The 17,479-nt window shown below is 70.4% G+C and carries 11 protein-coding genes and 2 pseudogenes; 11 read left to right on the forward strand and 2 right to left on the reverse strand.

What is annotated here, in order from left to right:
- The first annotated feature begins 410 nt into the window (after positions 1-410).
- A complete protein-coding gene (locus ACZ5VD_RS31630) occupies positions 411-1,574 on the forward strand; it encodes a 4-hydroxybenzoate 3-monooxygenase (RefSeq protein WP_468684194.1) in 1,164 nt (387 codons plus the stop codon).
- A 102-nt stretch (positions 1,575-1,676) separates the two neighbouring features.
- The gene (locus ACZ5VD_RS31635) at positions 1,677-3,377 is read left to right on the forward strand and encodes a methyltransferase (protein WP_468684132.1); all 1,701 of its coding nucleotides are present in this window, start codon (positions 1,677-1,679) and stop codon (positions 3,375-3,377) included.
- A gap of 167 nt (positions 3,378-3,544) precedes the next feature.
- On the opposite strand, the gene ACZ5VD_RS31640 is transcribed toward ACZ5VD_RS31635, so the two are convergent.
- On the reverse strand, positions 3,545-4,582 hold the full coding sequence (locus tag ACZ5VD_RS31640; protein WP_468552584.1) for a LacI family DNA-binding transcriptional regulator: 1,038 nt from the start codon (positions 4,580-4,582) through the stop codon (positions 3,545-3,547).
- A gap of 327 nt (positions 4,583-4,909) precedes the next feature.
- On the opposite strand from ACZ5VD_RS31640, the gene ACZ5VD_RS31645 reads away from it, so the two are divergent.
- The 4 genes from ACZ5VD_RS31645 to ACZ5VD_RS31660 all read left to right on the forward strand — a co-directional run bounded on the left by ACZ5VD_RS31645 (position 4,910) and on the right by ACZ5VD_RS31660 (position 11,304).
- Positions 4,910-5,857, forward strand: coding sequence for a carbohydrate ABC transporter permease (locus ACZ5VD_RS31645; RefSeq protein WP_468684133.1), 948 nt, complete (start codon positions 4,910-4,912; stop codon positions 5,855-5,857).
- A complete protein-coding gene (locus ACZ5VD_RS31650) occupies positions 5,854-6,675 on the forward strand; it encodes a carbohydrate ABC transporter permease (protein ID WP_468684135.1) in 822 nt (273 codons plus the stop codon). The genes ACZ5VD_RS31645 and ACZ5VD_RS31650 overlap by 4 nt, the downstream gene beginning before the upstream one ends.
- A 55-nt stretch (positions 6,676-6,730) precedes the next feature.
- Positions 6,731-7,993, forward strand: a complete 1,263-nt coding sequence (locus tag ACZ5VD_RS31655) for an ABC transporter substrate-binding protein (protein WP_468684137.1) — start codon at positions 6,731-6,733, stop codon at positions 7,991-7,993.
- Positions 7,994-8,199: 206 nt separating this feature from the next.
- Positions 8,200-11,304, forward strand: coding sequence for a family 78 glycoside hydrolase catalytic domain (locus tag ACZ5VD_RS31660; RefSeq protein WP_468684139.1), 3,105 nt, complete (start codon positions 8,200-8,202; stop codon positions 11,302-11,304).
- Positions 11,305-11,692: 388 nt separating this feature from the next.
- Here ACZ5VD_RS31660 and ACZ5VD_RS31665 read toward each other — a convergent pair whose 3' ends face one another.
- Positions 11,693-12,580, reverse strand: coding sequence for a helix-turn-helix transcriptional regulator (locus ACZ5VD_RS31665; protein WP_468684140.1), 888 nt, complete (start codon positions 12,578-12,580; stop codon positions 11,693-11,695).
- Positions 12,581-12,744: 164 nt separating this feature from the next.
- Between ACZ5VD_RS31665 and ACZ5VD_RS31670 the strand changes: the two are divergent.
- From ACZ5VD_RS31670 to ACZ5VD_RS31690, 5 genes and pseudogenes are all read left to right on the forward strand, one after another.
- Positions 12,745-13,766: pseudogene (locus ACZ5VD_RS31670) on the forward strand (zinc-dependent alcohol dehydrogenase family protein).
- A gap of 422 nt (positions 13,767-14,188) precedes the next feature.
- The gene (locus ACZ5VD_RS31675) at positions 14,189-14,821 is read left to right on the forward strand and encodes a DUF2461 family protein (protein ID WP_468684141.1); all 633 of its coding nucleotides are present in this window, start codon (positions 14,189-14,191) and stop codon (positions 14,819-14,821) included.
- 585 nt (positions 14,822-15,406) lie between these two features.
- On the forward strand, positions 15,407-15,652 hold the full coding sequence (locus tag ACZ5VD_RS31680) for a gas vesicle protein GvpO (RefSeq protein WP_468684142.1): 246 nt from the start codon (positions 15,407-15,409) through the stop codon (positions 15,650-15,652).
- Positions 15,653-15,893: 241 nt separating this feature from the next.
- A pseudogene (gene gvpJ / locus ACZ5VD_RS31685) lies at positions 15,894-16,118 on the forward strand (gas vesicle protein GvpJ); the annotation flags it as partial.
- 606 nt (positions 16,119-16,724) lie between these two features.
- Positions 16,725-17,438 (forward strand): GvpL/GvpF family gas vesicle protein, encoded by a 714-nt coding sequence (locus ACZ5VD_RS31690; protein ID WP_468552575.1) that lies wholly within the window; start codon positions 16,725-16,727, stop codon positions 17,436-17,438.
- Positions 17,439-17,479: the final 41 nt, after the last annotated feature.

A 17,479-nucleotide genomic window follows, 5' to 3' on the forward strand; every position in this document is an offset into this window, starting at 1 on the left:
TGAGGCAGGCGGACGCGATACCGGATCGCGGGTGAGCGGAGGCCGGATGTCCGCCGAGGCCGTCGTGGTGGGGCGAGCCGTGTCCGGACACGGGTCGGCGCGTGCGGGGTCTCGGTGCAGGTGGCCGGGGAGGCGCCGACTCCCCGGTGCGGGCGAGGCGTCCCGGTGGCGGACCGCACCGGCCCGTGAACGCCCACCATGGACGCCGTAGACCGCCGGACCCTGTCGTCGAACTCCCCTCCGCCCCGCCACGGCAGGACTCGGGTCTGCTGGCCGGAGGAGTGATCGCTTCGCCGTTCGATCCTGGCATTCAGGTGACTTCTGTGTGATCAAGGATTTTTGGCTCCTTAGCATCAGGTTCCGTGACAGACGGGAAGAGCCGGCGACGACCGGTCGACCATGCGACCGATGTGGTCGTCCTCGGGGCAGGACCGGCCGGGCTAGTGCTCGGCAACATCCTTGTGGACCGGGGGATCGACTGCGTCCTCCTGGAGCGGTCCGCGCGCACGCAGGTGCAGACGCGGGCACGTGCCGGGTTCCTGGCAGCCAACACCGTGCGGACCCTGGAACGGCACGGTCTCGCCGAGGGGCTGCACCGGCACGGACAGCCCCACAGCACCTGCGAGTTCCGTACCGAGGACGGCCGGTTCCGGCTGGACTACAGCGGGCTCGGGCAGGGGGAGCGGCACACCGTCTACCCCCAGCAGGAGCTGGTGACCGACCTGTTGACGCGCTTCCTGGAACGCGGCGGACAGATCCGTTTCGCCACCGAGGCGGTGGCCGTGCACCACGCCGACAGCGAGCGGCCCGAGGTGGCCGTGCGTGAGAGCGACGGGCGGACCGGCCGGTGGCGGGCACGGTACGTGGCCGGCTGCGACGGGCGGCACGGCGCGGCCCGGCGTTCACTGCCGGCCGGCACGCTCCGCCACCACCGCGACCACGGCGTGACCTGGCTCGGCCTGCTCGTCGAGGCGCCGCCCAGCCTGGACGCCGTCGGGTACGCGGTGCACGAGCGCGGATTCGCCGGGCACATGGCCCGCACCAGCGAGGTCACCCGCTACTACCTGCAGTGCGAACGCGGCACCCCGGCGGACGCCTGGTCCGAGGAGAGGATCTGGGACGAGCTGGACCTGCGGATGCGGGCACGGGAGTACGGCCCGCTGCGCCGCGGGCGCGTCGTGCAGCGGGCCGTCGTCGACCTGGAGTCCGATGTGCTCGAACCGCTGCGCCACGGCGCGCTGTTCCTCGTGGGCGACGCCGCCGGTCTGATCAGCCCGTCCGCCGCGAAGGGCGCCAACCTCGCGGTCCTCGAAGCGGCGGCTCTGGCCGACGCCCTGATCGAGGACCTCACCGTCGGCGACCCCGAAGGCCTCGACGCCTACTCGGCACGCTGCCTCACACACATCTGGCGTGCACAGGAGTTCTCGCACTGGATGATCGGCCTGCTGCACGGCCCGCCCGGCGCGGACGGCGAGTCGCTGTTCCACAACTCCCTGCGCCGCACCCGCCTCGCCTCGCTGCGCACCTCGCGCAGCCAACAGGACTGGTTCGCCGAGCACTACGTCGGCGTCTAGCCCCTCACCCCCGAGCCTTCACCCCCAAGCCCACGCACACGTACATCCGTACACAGACATCCGTACACAGACATCCGAACCCGGAATGAGGATCACCCCGCAATGATCACGGCATTGTCGGGCGACACGTCCCGCCTGCGCGCGACGGTCGACTTCGTCAAGGAACAGGACACCGCCACGCTGCTCCCGCTTCTGCTTCCCGGCCTCGACGGCCCGGAGCTGCGGGCCCTGTCGGAGCGCTGCGACTTCTCCCACGCGGCGCTGCTCGTCTTCCCGCCCGACGAGGCGGCGCTGGAGGCCACGCTCACCGACTGCGGGCTGGCCGCCGACGGACCGCCGCGGCCGAGCGTCGTCGTACGCGAGCGGCTCGCCGTACGGCACCAGCGGTGTGCGGCGGAGCTCGACGTCGGCATCGTGCGCCCCGCGGTGGAGTGCCTGGACGGGGCGCGGCGCATGGTCGAGGTGTTCGCGCTGACCGTGCGGCCGGGATCGGACCTCGACACGGTCGCCGCGCACGAACGGGAGCGGCAGCACGAGGCGCATGTCGCCTTCGAGGTCGAGGCACCGGACCCGTTGGTGCTGCGCGGCCTGTGCGCGACCTTCGGACGCTACGGCGCCGTCCCCGACGGCGGCGGCTACAACCCGCACGAGAACGGCACGGTGTTCTACTTCACCACGCCCGCCGAGGCCAAGGCCGGGTACCGGCGCGTGGAGCTGTACGTCCCCGGCGACCACCGCGACATCCTCACCGCCCACCTCGACGAGTATCGCCGACGGCAGCCCGCCGAGACCCTGCTGCGCCTGCTGACCGGGGCGTGGACGACGCAGGCCCTGGCGGCGTTCGCGCGACTGGAGGTGGCCGACGCGATGCACCAGGAGCGGGCGGTCGGTGTCGCGGAACTGGCCCGGGACGTCAACGCCTTCGCGCCCCACCTGGCCACCCTGCTGCGCTACCTCACCATGCTCGGCATGGTGAGCGAGGACCGCGACGGTTTCCGGCTCACCGACACCGGCCGCCTGCTGCGGGCGGACGCCGACGGGTCGATGCGGCCGCTGGCGCTGATGTACGGGGGACCGTTCTACGAGTCCTTCGCCGGGCTCGGGCACACCGTGCGCACCGGACAGGTCGCCTTCGAGGAGCGCTTCGGCGAGAACCACTTCGACCACTTCGCCCGCGATCCCGAACTCGCCGAACTCTTCGACCGGTCGATGGCCGCCGGTTCACGGATGTTCGACCCGCTGCCCGCCCACCCGGTCCTCACCGTGGCGGCCGAAGGGGCCACCGTGGTCGACATCGCGGGCGGCAACGGCGAACTGCTCGGCCGAATCCTTTCCGCACACCCCCGTCTGCACGGTGTTCTACTGGAGCGCCCGCACACCGTCGAGACCGCCCGCCGTCACCTCGGCGAGGCCGGCCACACGGCACGGTGCACCTTTCGGGCCGGCGACTTCGCGGACGTCCCCGCGGGCGGTGACGTCTACGTCCTGTCCCGCGTCCTGCACGACTGGGACGACGACCGCTGCCGCGAGATCCTGCGCCACTGCGCCCGTGCGATGTCCGACAGCGCCGATCTGCTCGTCGTCGAGCGCGTTCTGCCCGCCGACGGCTCGGCCTCGCTGGCCACGGCCTGGGACCTGCACATGATGTGCAACGTCGGTGGCCGCGAACGCCGCGCCGACCACTTCGCCAGGCTGTTCGCCGACGTGGGCCTGACCCTCGTGGGCCGGTCACCGCTGCCCCTGGACGGCAGCGTGCTGCACGTCCGCAGGACCGGCCCGGCGAACACCGGCTCCAGCGTCTAGGCGCTGTCGTCACAGGCCACGTCCACACCAGGAGCGCGGCGGGGGCGGCGAAGAACCTTACCTTCGCCCCCGCGCGTCGTCCGTTCGCGGCGATCGGACAGGCTCACGGTGGAGTCCGCGTGCTCCCGACTGGCTGAACGCCCCCGTCGCAGCTCAGGGCCGGCGGGCTACTCCGGGGGGCGGGCGGTGGTCCGGCGCGGCACGAGGGTGGGGGCCAGGCTGACCTGGACGGAGGTCTTGTGGCGGTCGGTGATCCGCTCCCGTACGAGACGGGCGGCGTTGCCGCCGATCTCGCGGCCCGCCTGGTCGACGCTGGTCAGCGACACCGGGCCGAACCTGGCGATCGTCGTGTTGTCGTAGCCCGCCACCGAGATGTCCTCGGGAACGGAGAGCCCGGCCTCGGCGACCGCCTCCAGCACGCCCATCGCCACGACATCGGCTCCGGCGAACACCGCTGTGGGTCGCCGGGGGCGGTCCAGCAGTTCCCTGGCGCCCAGGCGACCGCCCTCGTGGGTGTAGCTGGTGGAGGCGACGTCGACGAACTCCGCGAGGCCATGGGCGCGCATGGCCTGTCGGTATCCGTCGGCGCGCCGGGCGTTGGACATCTCCGCGAGGCGTGTGGGGTCGGTGTCGTGGTGTTCGATGTGGGCGATCCGCCGGTGGCCGAGACCGACGAGGTGACCGACGACCAGGGACGCGCCCTCGATGTCGTCGTTCACCACCGTGTCGTACACGGAGGACGACCCGTGCCGGCCCACGACGACCGTCGGCACGGTGACGGCGACATGCTCCAGGTGGGTGCGCGAGGACACGGGCGCGACCAGGATCAGGCCGTCCATACCGCGGTCGATCATGGCCTCGGTGACGCGGGCCTCCGCCTTCTCGCCGTTGCAGCCGGGCCCCACGAGCACCTGGTACTCCGTGTCCTCCAACGCCTGGGTGATGCCGTCGAGGATGTCGGGGAAGAAGGGGTTGCGGATGTCGGGCAGCATCACGCCGATGGTGTACGTCTGCCCGCGCAGGGCCCTGGCGCCCGCATGCGGCCGGTAGCCGAGTTCGTCGATCGCGCGGCGCACCTTCGCCCGCATTTCGGGGCTGGCTCCGTAGGCGTTGCGCAGCACCTTGGACACGGCGGTCGTGGACACCTGGGCGTGTCGTGCGACGTCGACGATGGTGACACGGCGGCGCGGTGCTTGTCGCTCCATCCGGTTCCTCTCCCCTTGGAAAACGTTGCCGCCGAGTGTACGTACGTACGGGCCGGTGACTCGGCGAGTTCCCTGTGCGGGCCGCGCCGTTTCCCCGTCGTGACAATCGTGCAGCGTGCGCGGCATCTTGACGTCACGCGGGAACGCTCCCTAGGGTCTGGCCACACCCCGTGGGAAACGTTACCCATCAGGGCTGCAGATGATCCGGCACCTGTCGGAGCAACCATCCCGCGACGGGGCGGCGACAGCTGCTCCTCCCCGAGTCCGACTGGCAGCAGTGTCGACCTGACAGCCCGTTTGAATCGTTTCAGGAAAGGAGGCGCGTCGGTGACCCCCGCTCCCAACGAGCACCTTCCGGACCAGGACCGGCCGCCGGACGCGGAGCCGCCTCCACCAGCGCGGCGGGCGCGTGCCGGCCCGCCCTGGTGGTTCGCGCTTCCCGCCCTGGTCCTGTTCGCCTTCGTCGTCTTGGTGCCGAGCGTCTGCGGTGTCTACTACGCCTTCACGGACTGGGACGGCCTGGACCCCAGCTTCTCCTTCGTGGGCCTGGACAACTTCGCCGACATGACCCGTGATCCCGATGCGGTGCAGGCGATCTGGCACACGCTGCTGATCGCTGTGTCGATCACGGTCATTCAGAACGCGCTGGGACTGCTGCTGGCCCTCGGGGTCAACTCGGCCATCAAGTCCCGGAACCTGCTCAGGGTCTTCCTGTTCGCTCCGGCCGTGATCACGCCGATCGTCACCGCCTACCTGTGGCGCAACCTGCTCGGCCCCGACGGCGCGGTCAACAGCCTGCTGGGCGCGGTCGGCCTGGACGGCCTGCGACAGGACTGGCTGGGCAGTCCGCAGGTCGCGCTGTGGTCGGTGGTCGGCGTGATCGTCTGGCAGTTCGCGGGCTACTCCATGGTCATCTTCCTGGCCGGGCTCCAGTCGGTGCCGAGGGAGGTCCATGAGGCGGCGGCCATCGACGGAGCGGGCCCGGTGCGGCGCTTCTGGTCGGTGACGCGGCCACTGCTGGCTCCGGCCCTCACGATCAACCTGATGCTGTCGATCATCGGCGGGATCAAACTCTTCGACCAGGTCTACGCGTTGACCGGCGGCGGGCCGGGACATGCCACCGACACCATCTCGACGCTGATCTACAAGGACGCCTTCACGCTCGGCGAGTTCGGGTACAGCATCGCGCTCGCGGTCGTGCTCACGATCATCGTGGCGGTCGTCTCGACCGGGCAGTACGTCGTGCTGTCCCGCAACGAGAGGGCCGCATCGTGAGCCGCTACCGTCCGCGCACCCTCGCGCTGGAACTGACGATGATCGCCGCCGCCCTGGCCGTGGGCTTCCCCGTGTACATCCTGGTCAACCTGGCCCTGCGACCTGCCTCGGACACCTCGTCGCCGATCAGCCCGACCACCTCGCCCACCCTGGACAACTTCTCACAGGCGTGGCAACAGGGCTCGCTGGGCGGGGCGTTGGGCAACAGCTTGCTGGTGACGGCGTGCAGTGTCGTCATCGTGCTGGCCGTCTCGTCGCTCGCGGCCTATCCGCTGGCCCGTGTCGCGGCCCGCTGGTCGAGGGGGACGTACCTGACCTTCCTCCTGGGGCTCGTCCTGCCCTTCCAGCTCGCCTCGCTGCCGCTGTACCAGAGCATGCGCGACATGGGCCTGCTCGGCACCCCTTGGGCGCTGGTCCTCTTCTACTCCGGTCTCCAAGTCCCCTTCACCGTCTTCCTCTACGTCGGCTTCCTGCGCGCCCTGCCCCGCGACTTCGAGGAAGCGGCCCTGATCGACGGCTGCACCCCGCTGCAGGGCTTCCGCCACGTCATCCTGCCGATGCTCAAGCCCGTCACGGTGACGGCCCTGGTCCTCAACACCGTCGCCATCTGGAACGACTTCTTCACCCCACTGCTGTACCTCAGCGGCAGCGCCCAGCAGACCATGCCGGTCGCGATCGCCGGCTTCGTCGGCCAGTACGTCACCGACTGGAACCTCATCTTCGCTGCCTTGGTGATCAGCATCCTGCCCGTTCTGCTCGTCTACTTCCTGCTGCAGCGCAGCATCATCAACGGTTTCGCGGGAGGGCTGAAGGGGTGACACACGGCGCCCGCCCGTCCCTCATGTCCGGTTGCACCTCCCCGAGGGGGACCTCATGAACAAACGCATACTCCCGGTCCTGGTCGCCACGGTGACGTCCGTGGCCGTGCTGGCCGCCTGCAGCGGCGGCACCGAGGCGGGCTCCGGTGGCGGCTCCAAGACCCTGACGCTCGCCTCGGTCGACCAGGGCTCCGTCGAGGACGTCGTCAGGGCCTTCGAGAAGGCCAACCCAGGCGTCAAGGTCCGCTACACCACCAGCGGCGCCGACCAGTACCAGCAGCAGATCCGCACCCAGCTGTCCTCGGGCACCGCACCCGATGTCATGTCGGTCTGGCCGGGCAACGGCAACCCCGCTGCCACGTATGTGCTGGCCAAACCGGGCTACTTGCGCGATCTCTCGGATCGGCCATGGGCCGCCGAGCTGCCCGATGCCATCAAGAGCGTCGCCCAGTACGACGGGAAGACCTACAACGCGGTCTTCGGCCAGAACGGCATCGGAGCGGTCTACAACCAGCAGGCCATGAAGAAGGCCGGACTCACCCCGCCGGACACCTGGACGAAGCTGCTGGCCTTCTGCCGGGCGGCGAAGGCCAAGGGAACGCCCGCCTTCGCCCTGGGCAACCAGGACAACTGGGTGACCCAACTCGCCCTGTACGCGCTGGTCGCCACGACCGTCTACGGCGAAGACCGCGACGTCGACAAGAAGATGCAGGCCGGCCGGCTCACCTTCGCGCAGTCGCGGTGGACCACGGCTCTGGACCAGTACCTGACCATGGAGAAGACCGGGTGCTTCCAGAAGAACCCACTGGGCACCAACTACGAAGCCAGCCAAGGCCTCGCCGCCTCCGGCAAAACGCTCGGCATCATCCAGGGCAACTGGGTCATCGCCCTCCTGAAACAGAAGAACCCGCAAGGCACGTTCCTGCTCCGGGCGCTCCCGGCCACCGACAACCCGTCCCAGACCCTCATACCTGCCGCCGCGGGTGCCGGCTACGGAGTGAACGCCAAGGCGAAGAACAAGGACCTGGCGTTGAAGTTCGTGGACTTCGTGATGTCTCCCGCAGGCATGAACCTGTTCGCCAAGAAGCAGGGCAGTCTGCCCTCCCTGCCCGACACGGGCTATGCCGTCGACCCGTCGCTGACCGAACTGTCCACGTTCATCAAGGCGGACCGCACCGTGCCGTTCATGGACCAGCTCTGGCCCAACGCCAAGGTCCAGCAGACCATGCTCAGCGGCCTCCAGGAGATCTTCAGCGACCAGTCCACGCCGCAAGACCTCCTCAAGGAAATGGACGCCGACTACAAGGCCGGGAGCTGACCACGGGGGGCGGCACCGCCCACACGTCCGCGACCCCACACCATCTTCAGCGCACAGTCCACGCCTGAGCCGGCCTCTCACCGATGGCCGCACAACCGAAAGGAAGACGGGTGCATCATGAAGCGCGCAGTGCGGACGCAGCCGACCGCGAGGGCCATGAGGGTGTTCCTCCCCGCAGCGACAGGACAGGAGTGCGTCGCCGAACCATGCTCGCCGCGACAGCAGGCGCCGTGCCCGTGGTGGTAGCCGGCGCGGGAGGCGGAACACCTGCGGCGGCAGCGGCCCGCGCAGCGGAAGCGGACGGTGCGGTGACGGGGCTGACCGCGGAACATCGCACGGATCCCGTGGGCGTGGACGCCGCCCGGCCACGCTTCGGCTGGCGCATGCGGTCCACGGCACGCGGACGGAGCCAGGGCACATACCAGATCCTCGTGGCGAGCACGGCCGGCAAGCTGACCGCCGGCCGCGCCGACGTCTGGAACAGTGGCCGCGTCCGCTCCTCCGACTCGGTGGCCGTCCGCTACGCGGGTAAGGCGCTCCAGGCCTCGACCCGCTACCACTGGACCGTCACCGTCTGGGACGCCGAAGGCCGTCCGGTCGGTACCGCGGCCCCCGCCTTCTTCGAGACCGGCCTCATGAGCACCGACGGCGTGGCCGGCTGGGGCGGAGCCCAGTGGATCGGAATGAAAGGGAAGGCCCCCAACTCGGCGGGCGCACCGATGCTTCGGAAGGAGGAGCACGTCAGGACAGCGGGCGCCGCGAAGAGCCGGCCCAAGGTCAGCGAGGCGCGGCTGTACCTCTCGGCGCTCGGCGTCTACGAGGCCTACGTCAACGGACGCCACGTCAGCGTCCCGCAGGACGGCGGCACCACGACCGAACTGCTGCCCCCGGGCTCGACCAACTACGACGCACGCGTCAACTACATGACGTATGACGTGACCGACCTCGTGACAGAGGAGCCGTACGTCACCCTCGCGGTCGTCCTGGGCAACGGCTGGTACAACGGCCGCATCTCCGAGGGCAGTACCTACTACTCGGAGGACGGCAACCCGCTGGCGGCCAAGGCCAAGCTGCTGATCCGGTACACCGACGGGACATCGCGGACGGTCGTCACCAGGCCGGACGACGGCTGGAAGGCCACGGACGACGGCCCCTACCGCGCCGACGACATCTACGACGGCCAGACCTACGACGCCCGCAAGGAACTGCCGGGCTGGACGACGCACGGATTCGACGAGTCCGCCTGGTCGGATGTCGAACGCGTCGCCTTCGACGACACGTTCCCGGACGCACAACTCCTCGCCTACCCGGGCGAGACCGCACGCCTGATGCCCCAGTGGGACCGTCGACCGCGGTCGATCACCGTCGCCACCGGGGTGGCCGGGCAGGACGGCAGCCCCAACGGCAGGGGACACATCGTCGTGGACCCCGCCCGGACGGTGACCGACCCCGCGAAAGCGGCCTCCGCCTCGGTCACGATCGCCGGCGGCGAGACCGTGCTCTTCGACCTCGGACAGAACATGGTCGGCGTGCCCCACTACCGGCTGCGCGGCCCGGCCGGAGCCAGGGTCGAGTTCAGGTTCGGCGAGATACTCAACGACGACAGCACCGGCGCGGACGGCCCCAAGGGCTCCCTCTACCGGGCCAACCTCCGCAGCGCCAAGGCCACCAGCACATACATCCTCAAGGGCGACCGGCACGGCGAGACCCACCAGGACTCCCTCACCTTCTACGGCTTTCGCTACGTGTCCGTCACCGCGACGGACACCGTCACGATCAACGGCCTGACCGGGAAGGTCGCCACGTCCGCGATCCGCGAGATCGGCACCGTCACCACCGACGATCCCGAGATCAACCAGCTGGCGAGCAACATTCGCTGGGGCCAGCGCGGCAACTACCTCTGGGTGCCCACCGACTGCCCCCAACGCGACGAACGCCTCGGCTGGACCGGCGACACCCAGGTCTTCTCCACGACCGGCCTGTACAACACGGACGCCGGAGTCTTCCTCAGCCACTTCCAGGACACCGTCGTCGACTCCCAGACCATCTACGGTGTGGACACGGCACAGTTCACCGGAGTGGCCCCCACCGGACGGTACAACTTCCCCGGTGGCGGCAGCGGTTGGGCGGATGCCGGAGTCATCGTGCCGTGGACCGTGTGGCAGATGACCGGAGACGCGACCGTCGTCGAGGACAACTGGCCCGCGATGACCCGCTACCTGGACTGGATCCGGCAGCAGACCGGAGACACCTACGCCGGACAGGGCTCCCTCACCGGCGACTGGCTGGCGCCGCAGAAGACCAGCGCCCAGATGATGAGCGACCTCTACTACGGCTACGTCGCCCAGCTGATGGCACAGCTGGCCCACGCGATCGGCAGGACGGCGGAGAGGGAGGCGTACGACCAGCTCTTCGGACGCATCAAACAGGCGTTCATCACCAAGTACCTGGACACCGAGGGCGGCACGGTCACCGTCAGGTCCAGCCTCGGCGAGGCCTCTCCGATCGAACCGGGCGCCGACCCCGACCAGAAGACGGAGGACAACAGCCAGACAGCACTGCTCTGGGTCCTCAAGCTCGGGTTCTACGAAACGGAGGCCCAACGCCGCGCGCTCGTCGGGCATCTCGCCGACAACATCGGCAACGACGCGGCCTACAAGGCGGCCCACCCGAACAGCAGCCGGGTCAGGTACGCCGAGAACACGCTGTCCGTCGGCTTCCTCGGCGTCAACGTCCTCGCCCCCGTCCTCACCGACGAGGGACGCGCGGACCTGGCGTACAAGCTGCTGCACCAGGACGCGATGCCGTCCTGGCTCTTCTCCGTGAAGAACGGTGCCACCACCGTGTGGGAGCGCTGGAACTCCTACTCCGAGGACGACGGGTTCGGCCCGGTCAGCATGAACTCGTTCAACCACTACGCCTATGGCGCGATCATGGAGTGGATGTACGCCTACATGGCCGGCATCGCCCGCGACCCGGACAGCCCCGGCTTCAAGCACTTCGTCCTGCAACCCCATACCGATCCGACGGGCAGGATCACCCGGGCCGCGGGACGGTACGAGTCGCCGTACGGCGAGATCCGAAGCGAGTGGGTGCTCAAGGACGCGGGCCGGACCCTGCGCTACGACGCGGTCGTGCCCGCGAACAGCGGGGCGACCCTGCGCCTCCCGGCAGCCACCGCCGACTCCGTCCGTGAGGGACGAACGCCGCTCGCCCGAGTGGACGGAGTGCGCTTCCTCGGCCATACCGACGGGGTGTCCTCGTACCGAATCCCGTCAGGCACGTTCCGCCTGACCACACGACTGCGCTGACTGGCGCACGCAGCACCGACGAGGGAGCCGGTCTGCGGCGACGACGAGCCACTGCTGGTTGGTTGCGGAGTCGCGGTGGCCGGAGTCCACTGCTGATCCTTGCGGCCGGTGAGGCTGTGGCATCGGATGCACCCGCCGCCCGCGGATCGTGACGCGTGGAGAGCTGCGATCCGCGGGCGTGCGGTGCGCCGATGAGGTGTTCGGGTGGGCGGGGGCTGCGTGGGGTCGTCAGTGCCCGGAAGGGGAGCCGTTCCGTCAGGGCCCCGCCGTAGCGGAAACGATGGTGGTGGCCCCGGTGTTGAGAGGAGCACGCCGTGCGGGGTGTCGTGGCGGTCACCGGAGCAGGTGTCGCCCGCCACCGCCTGCCCGACGCCCCAGGTGAGATCGCCTACTGCGCCAGCGGGTCGGCGGGGGCTGCACCGTCCCGGGAGGCGGCCCAGGAGGCGAGGAGGCGCAGGGCCTCTTCGGAGGGTGAGCCGGGTTCGGCGGTGTAGATGAGGAGGGTGAGGCCGGGCTCGTCGTCCACGGCCGAGCCGTGCCAGGCGAGAGTGAGGCCGCCGACGACCGGGTGATGGAAGCGTTTGACGCCGGTGCCGTGACGGCGCACGTTGTGGGAGCCCCAGCGGGTCCGGAAGGCGTCGCTGCGGGTGCACAGCTCGCCCACCAGGTCGTGGAGGTCCTTGTCGTGCGGGTTGCGGCCGGCCTCGGTGCGCAGCACGTCCACGGTCATGTCGGCGATGAGGTCCCAGTCCGGGTAGAAGCGACGGGCCGCCGGGTCCAGGAACTGGAAGCGGGCCATGTTCGGCGGTGTCGTGCCGCTGTCGTAGATGTCGGCGAAGAAGGCACGGGCCAGCTGGTTGGCGGCGAGCAGGTCCAGACGGCCGTTCGTCACGAACGAGGGCCCGGCGGTGACGGCGTCCAGAGCCCACTGCAGGCTCTTGGGCAGGGCCTTCTGCCGGATGGAACGCGACCGGGGGCGGGCGAGTGTGTCGGAGCCTTCTTGAGCCTGGGCCAGGTGGAGCAGGTGCGTCCGCTCGACGTCGTCCAGCTGGAGTGCGCGCGCGACCGATTCGAGCACGGCGGGGGAGACTCCGGCGAGGCTGCCCCGTTCCAGCTTCCCGTAGTACTCGACGCTGACGTCGGCCAGTGTGGCGACCTCGCTCCTGCGCAGTCCGGGCACGCGGCGTCGGCTGCCGGCCGGCAGCCCGGCCTGCTCCGGGGTGATCTTGGCTCGCCGCGAGGTGAGGAACTCGCGGATTTCGTCACGGTTGTCCACGCCTCGACCGTACGCCGCCCGCCCGCCATGAGGGATGTACTGCCAGTACATGCTTCATCAGCAACTGGTTGACCGTGCGCGGCCTTGGTTACCTGGATGACGCGGGCACCCGGCCCGCCCGGCCGACTGACACGGCCGGTCCCTTCACGCGAGGAGCAACCCCCATGCGCGGTGTAGTGATGCACGCCCCGGCGACTTCCGGGTCGAAGAGCGCGAGGACCCGAGGATCCTTCACCCCACGGACGCGGTCATCCGGGTGTCGGCCGCCTGTGTCTGCGGCTCCGACCTGTGGCCCTACCGCGGGGCCGAACCCTTCGAGGCACGCTCCCCGATCGGTCACGAGTACGTGGGCGTCGTGGAGGAGGTCGGCAGCGCCGTCACCACCGTCGAGCCCGGCCAGTTCGTCGTCGGCGGCTTCTCCACCTCGGACAACACCTGCGAGAACTGCCGCGCCGGCTACCAGACCGCCTGCGTCCGGCGCGAGTGGATGAACGAGATGGGCGCCCAGGCGGAGCGGCTGCGCGTCCCGCTCGCCGACGGCACCCTCGTCGCCACCCCGGGCATCCCGGACGAGGACCTGATCCCGAGCCTGCTCACCGCCTCCGACGTGCTCGGCACCGGCTGGTTCGCCGCGGTCGCCGCCCAGGCCGGCCCGGGCAGGACCGTCGCCGTGGTCGGTGACGGCGCGGTGGGCCTGCTCGGTGTGCTCGCCGCCCGGCAGCTCGGCGCGGAACGGGTCATCGCCATGAGCCGGCACGAGTCGAGGCAGAAGCTCGCCCTGGACTTCGGCGCCACCGACATCGTCACCGAGCGCGGCGACGAGGGCGTCGAGAAGATCAAGGAACTGACCGGTGGCTTCGGCGCCCACTCGGTCATCGAGGCGGTCGGCACCCAGGAGTCCATGCTCCAGGCCATCCGCTCCACCCGCCCCGGCGGACACGTCGGCTACGTCGGCGTCTCCCACGACGTCACCCTCGACGGCCAGGAGCTGTTCTTCTCCCACGCCCACCTGCACGGCGGCCCCGCCCCGGTCCGTCAGTTCCTGCCGCAGCTGATCGACCTGATCTGGAACCGGCGGATCGACCCGGGCAAGGTCTTCGACCTCACCCTCCCGCTGGAGCAGGCCGCCGACGCCTACCGGGCGATGGACGAACGCCGCGCCATCAAGGTCCTGCTCAAGCCCTGACCGACCCGCCGCGTTCACGCGACACACAGCAGCCCCGCCGTCCCGGCCGAGCGCCTGTACGCCCTCCACACCGAGCCCACGGGGGTCCGGCACTACGCCGAACCCCTGCCCGAGTAACGCCCCCGGGTCGCCCCTCGACCCTGCACGCCCCCTGGACCCTGTTCCGCCCCGCAGACACGGAAGGTGTCCGTGCGGACGCGGCTGATCTGCGGCTGCGACGCCGCGTCGCGGACCGGCCGGGCGGTGGGGGCGCGGCTCTCGGCGGCGCGGCAGGTGCTCGGCGACATCTTCGGCCCGTGACTGGTCAGGACTCGGCAGATCGGCTCGACTCCGCACACCTGGCGGTGTGCGTCGATGAACACCACGGACACTTCGACGCCCGTCTCGCCCCCCGCGGATCAAGGGTGGGCTATTCTCCGCGCATGCGCGGACCGTTCACCGGCTGGCCGGCACAGGCCATGGACGTGTTGTGGCAGCTGCAGGGCGAACCCACCCACGCGACGCGCGAGCGCTGCCGCGCGGACCGCGAGCGCCTGGTCCGGCAGCCGATGATCGCCCTGTTGAACGAGGTCGCGGACGCCGATCCCCGCTACGAGGACTTCTCCGTCTGGCACTACCGCACCGACTCCTGGTGGTGGCAGCACCAGGGCGCGGTGATCCGGCTCGGCCGGAAGATCGAGATCGGTCTCCGGTTCGACCTGGACGGTCTGCGGATCCAGGGAGCCTGGTGGTACCCCGATCCCGGCCAGGTGGACATGTTCCGCAAGGCCGTGGCCGTCGAGGGCAGCGGGCGCGAACTGACCGGGATCGTCGCGGAGTTGCGGAAGAAGGGCTACGACATCTCGGGCGACGTGATGCAACGCCCCCCGCGCGGCTATCCGGTGGACCACACCCGTACGCACCTGCTGCGCCACCGTTCGCTGATCGCCGCCCGGCCCCTGGGCTGTGAGGAGTGGCTGCACACTCCCGAGGCGGTCGACCGGGTCCTGGCAGCCGCCGCCGACCTGGACGCCCTGCTGATGTGGCTGGTCCGCCACGTGAAGCGCACCGCCTAATGACAGCACGGGGCGTCGCGCGGCACGGGAGGAACGCGGACCGGGGCGATGCCCCCGCGCAGCGCGATATCGCGGTCGAGCGTCGGGTGATCGCCCCCGTGTTGCCGCCGTAGGCCACCGCCACACGGCCGACCGCAGCGCCGTCCCGCGCGGCGGAGAGCGTGGTGCTCGGCGACTCGGCGGTGCCGACGGCCTCCAACTCGCCACCGCAGACGTGCGGTTGCCCGCGGTGGCGTGAGTGTGGCCGGATTGTCCCTTGCTGGGCCTCTGGTGGGTGGGGTTGCCGTGTGTGGTGGGTGGGGTAGTGAAAATTCGTGTGCTTGATCTGTCGAAGTTGTGGGTACCGCGTGGTCAAGATGTGTTGAGATCATGTGCATGGCTTTTGGTGGGGCAGAGCATGCCGGACGTCGCGCTCGGGGGACGCGCGAGGGGGCCTGACGGTCCTGCCGTCATGCGGTGACCTGTCGGACGTACTTTCCAGTGGGACGGACCGAACGAACTATGAGCACGAGCGACTTACCCGATCCTGCAGCGCACCAGGCGCCGGCGCCGCCCGCTGCCGGGGCCCCGGTGGTCGGGGACGCCGTGAGCGCGATGCGTAACGCGCGCGCCCAGCTCGCCGAACTCCTGGGCCGTACACCGGAGTCGGTGTCGGCCATCAGCCGCGACGAGACGGGCTGGCAGGTCGATGTCGAGGTGGTGGAGCTGGCGCGCATCCCCGATTCCACCAGCGTCCTGGCCGTCTACCGGGTGAGACTGGACGGCGACGGTCTCCTTCTCGGCTATGCCCGCAGCCGCCGCTACACCCGAGGCCAGGTCGACCGGCAGTGAGGGTGTACAGGGCGGCCCGAGTGACGGCCACGGTGCCGGATCACCGCCCTCTGTGCGGCGTGGCCCCCCAGCCCTCAGCCCCCTGCGCACGAGTGCACCGCCTTCCGTCGCGGCGTCCACATCCGCGACGCCCTCGCCTCCTGACCCGGTTGCGCCGGCCCGGTACATCGGTCCGGTTGCCCTACGAAGCCCGCACGCACGACCGCCCACCCTCGCCCCACCTCTGAGAGGGAACTCACTCATGACCGTACTCGCCCAGACCGCCGCCCCCCGTGCCCAGAAGACCGATGGAGGCCTGTACGACATCCTCGACCTGATCCTCGACCGCGGGCTCGTGATCGACGTCTTCATCAGGGTGTCGGTGATCGGGATCGAGGTCCTGCGTGTCGACATCCGCATCGTCATCGCCAGCGTCGACACCTACCTGCGGTTCGCGGAGGCGACCAATCGCCTCGACCTGGAGAACCGCGGTACTCCCGTGGTGACTTCGCCGCCCACGGTGCTCGCACCGGCCCTGCCCACGGCCGTCGCGCCGGCCGGCCAGGGGGCGGTTCCGCCGGGCGTCGCTGCGGCTCCCGCTCCCGGCACGGTCGTCATGCAGGGGCAGCCCGTCACCGCCTGGCCATCCGCAGCCGGGGCGCCGGTACCCGTCGTCGGGAACCTGGGACAGACGGTGGGGCAGGCGCTCGGAGCGGTCGGGCAGACGGTCGGTGGTGTCGTCGGTGCCGTCACCCCGACCGTCGGAGGACTGGTCCAGGGTGTGGCGCCGGTTGTCGGTGACGTGGTCGGCACGGTGGGCCAGACGGCCGGCACCGTGGTGGGGGCCGTCGCTCCGACGGCAGCCGGAGTGGGTCCGGTCGTCCCGGCGGTCGCTACCGCGGTCCCGGTGACGGAACCCGCGGTACCGGCCGCCGGCGAGACCGCCGCCGTGGAGCAGGTGACGGTGCACACCGTGCAGGACGTGACCGACGCCCCCGGACCGACCACGACAGCCGACCAGCAGCAGACTCCCCCCACCGGACGCGGCAGGACCCGGGGCAGTAAGGGACCGCAGGGCGGGGAGGTCTGACAGATGCCGCTCTACCTCTATGCGGTCACCGACGCGGACCATCCACTCCCGGTCGAGGGCGCCACCGGCATCGGGTCCTCACCCGCCCCCCTGCGGGCGGTACGCGCTGCCCGGGTGGCCGCCGTCGTCAGCGAGGCGCCGGCGCAACTGCGCGCCAAGCGGAGAGATCTGATGGCCCATCAGGAAGTGCTGCTGATGCTCGGCGCCGCGGGTGCCGTGCTACCCCTGCGCTTCGGCACGCTCGCCCCCGACGACGGCGCGGTGCGCCGCGCGCTGGCCGACCAGGAGTCGTTGTTCACCGACCGGCTCCGAGAAGTCGAGGACCGCGTCGAGTTCAACGTCAAAGCCCTGCAGGACGAGGACACCGCCCTGCGCGATGTCCTGCGGGACAGTGCCGAAGCCCGGCGCCTGAGCGCCCTCACCCGGGACGGCGCCGGGACGCACGAGGACCAGGTGGCCCTCGGCACGGTCGTCGCCGCCGGTGTCCAGGCGCTGCAGGCGCGGCACGCCCAGGACATCGCCCGCCTGCTGGAGCCGCTGGCCCACCGCACCTCCGCGGGTGACCCGACCGGCGAGGTCTTTCTGAACCTGAGCCTGCTGGTCGAACGCGGGCAGACCGACGCGTTCGCCGCGTCCGTGGGCCAGATCGCCCAGAGCCTCGGACACGGGCTGGAACTGCGGGTGACAGGCCCTCTCCCGCCCTACAGCTTCGTCTGACTGCGTGACTGCGTGACTGCGTGACTGCGTGACTGCGTGAC

It is taken from the genome of Streptomyces sp. NPDC032822, assembly GCF_055578825.1.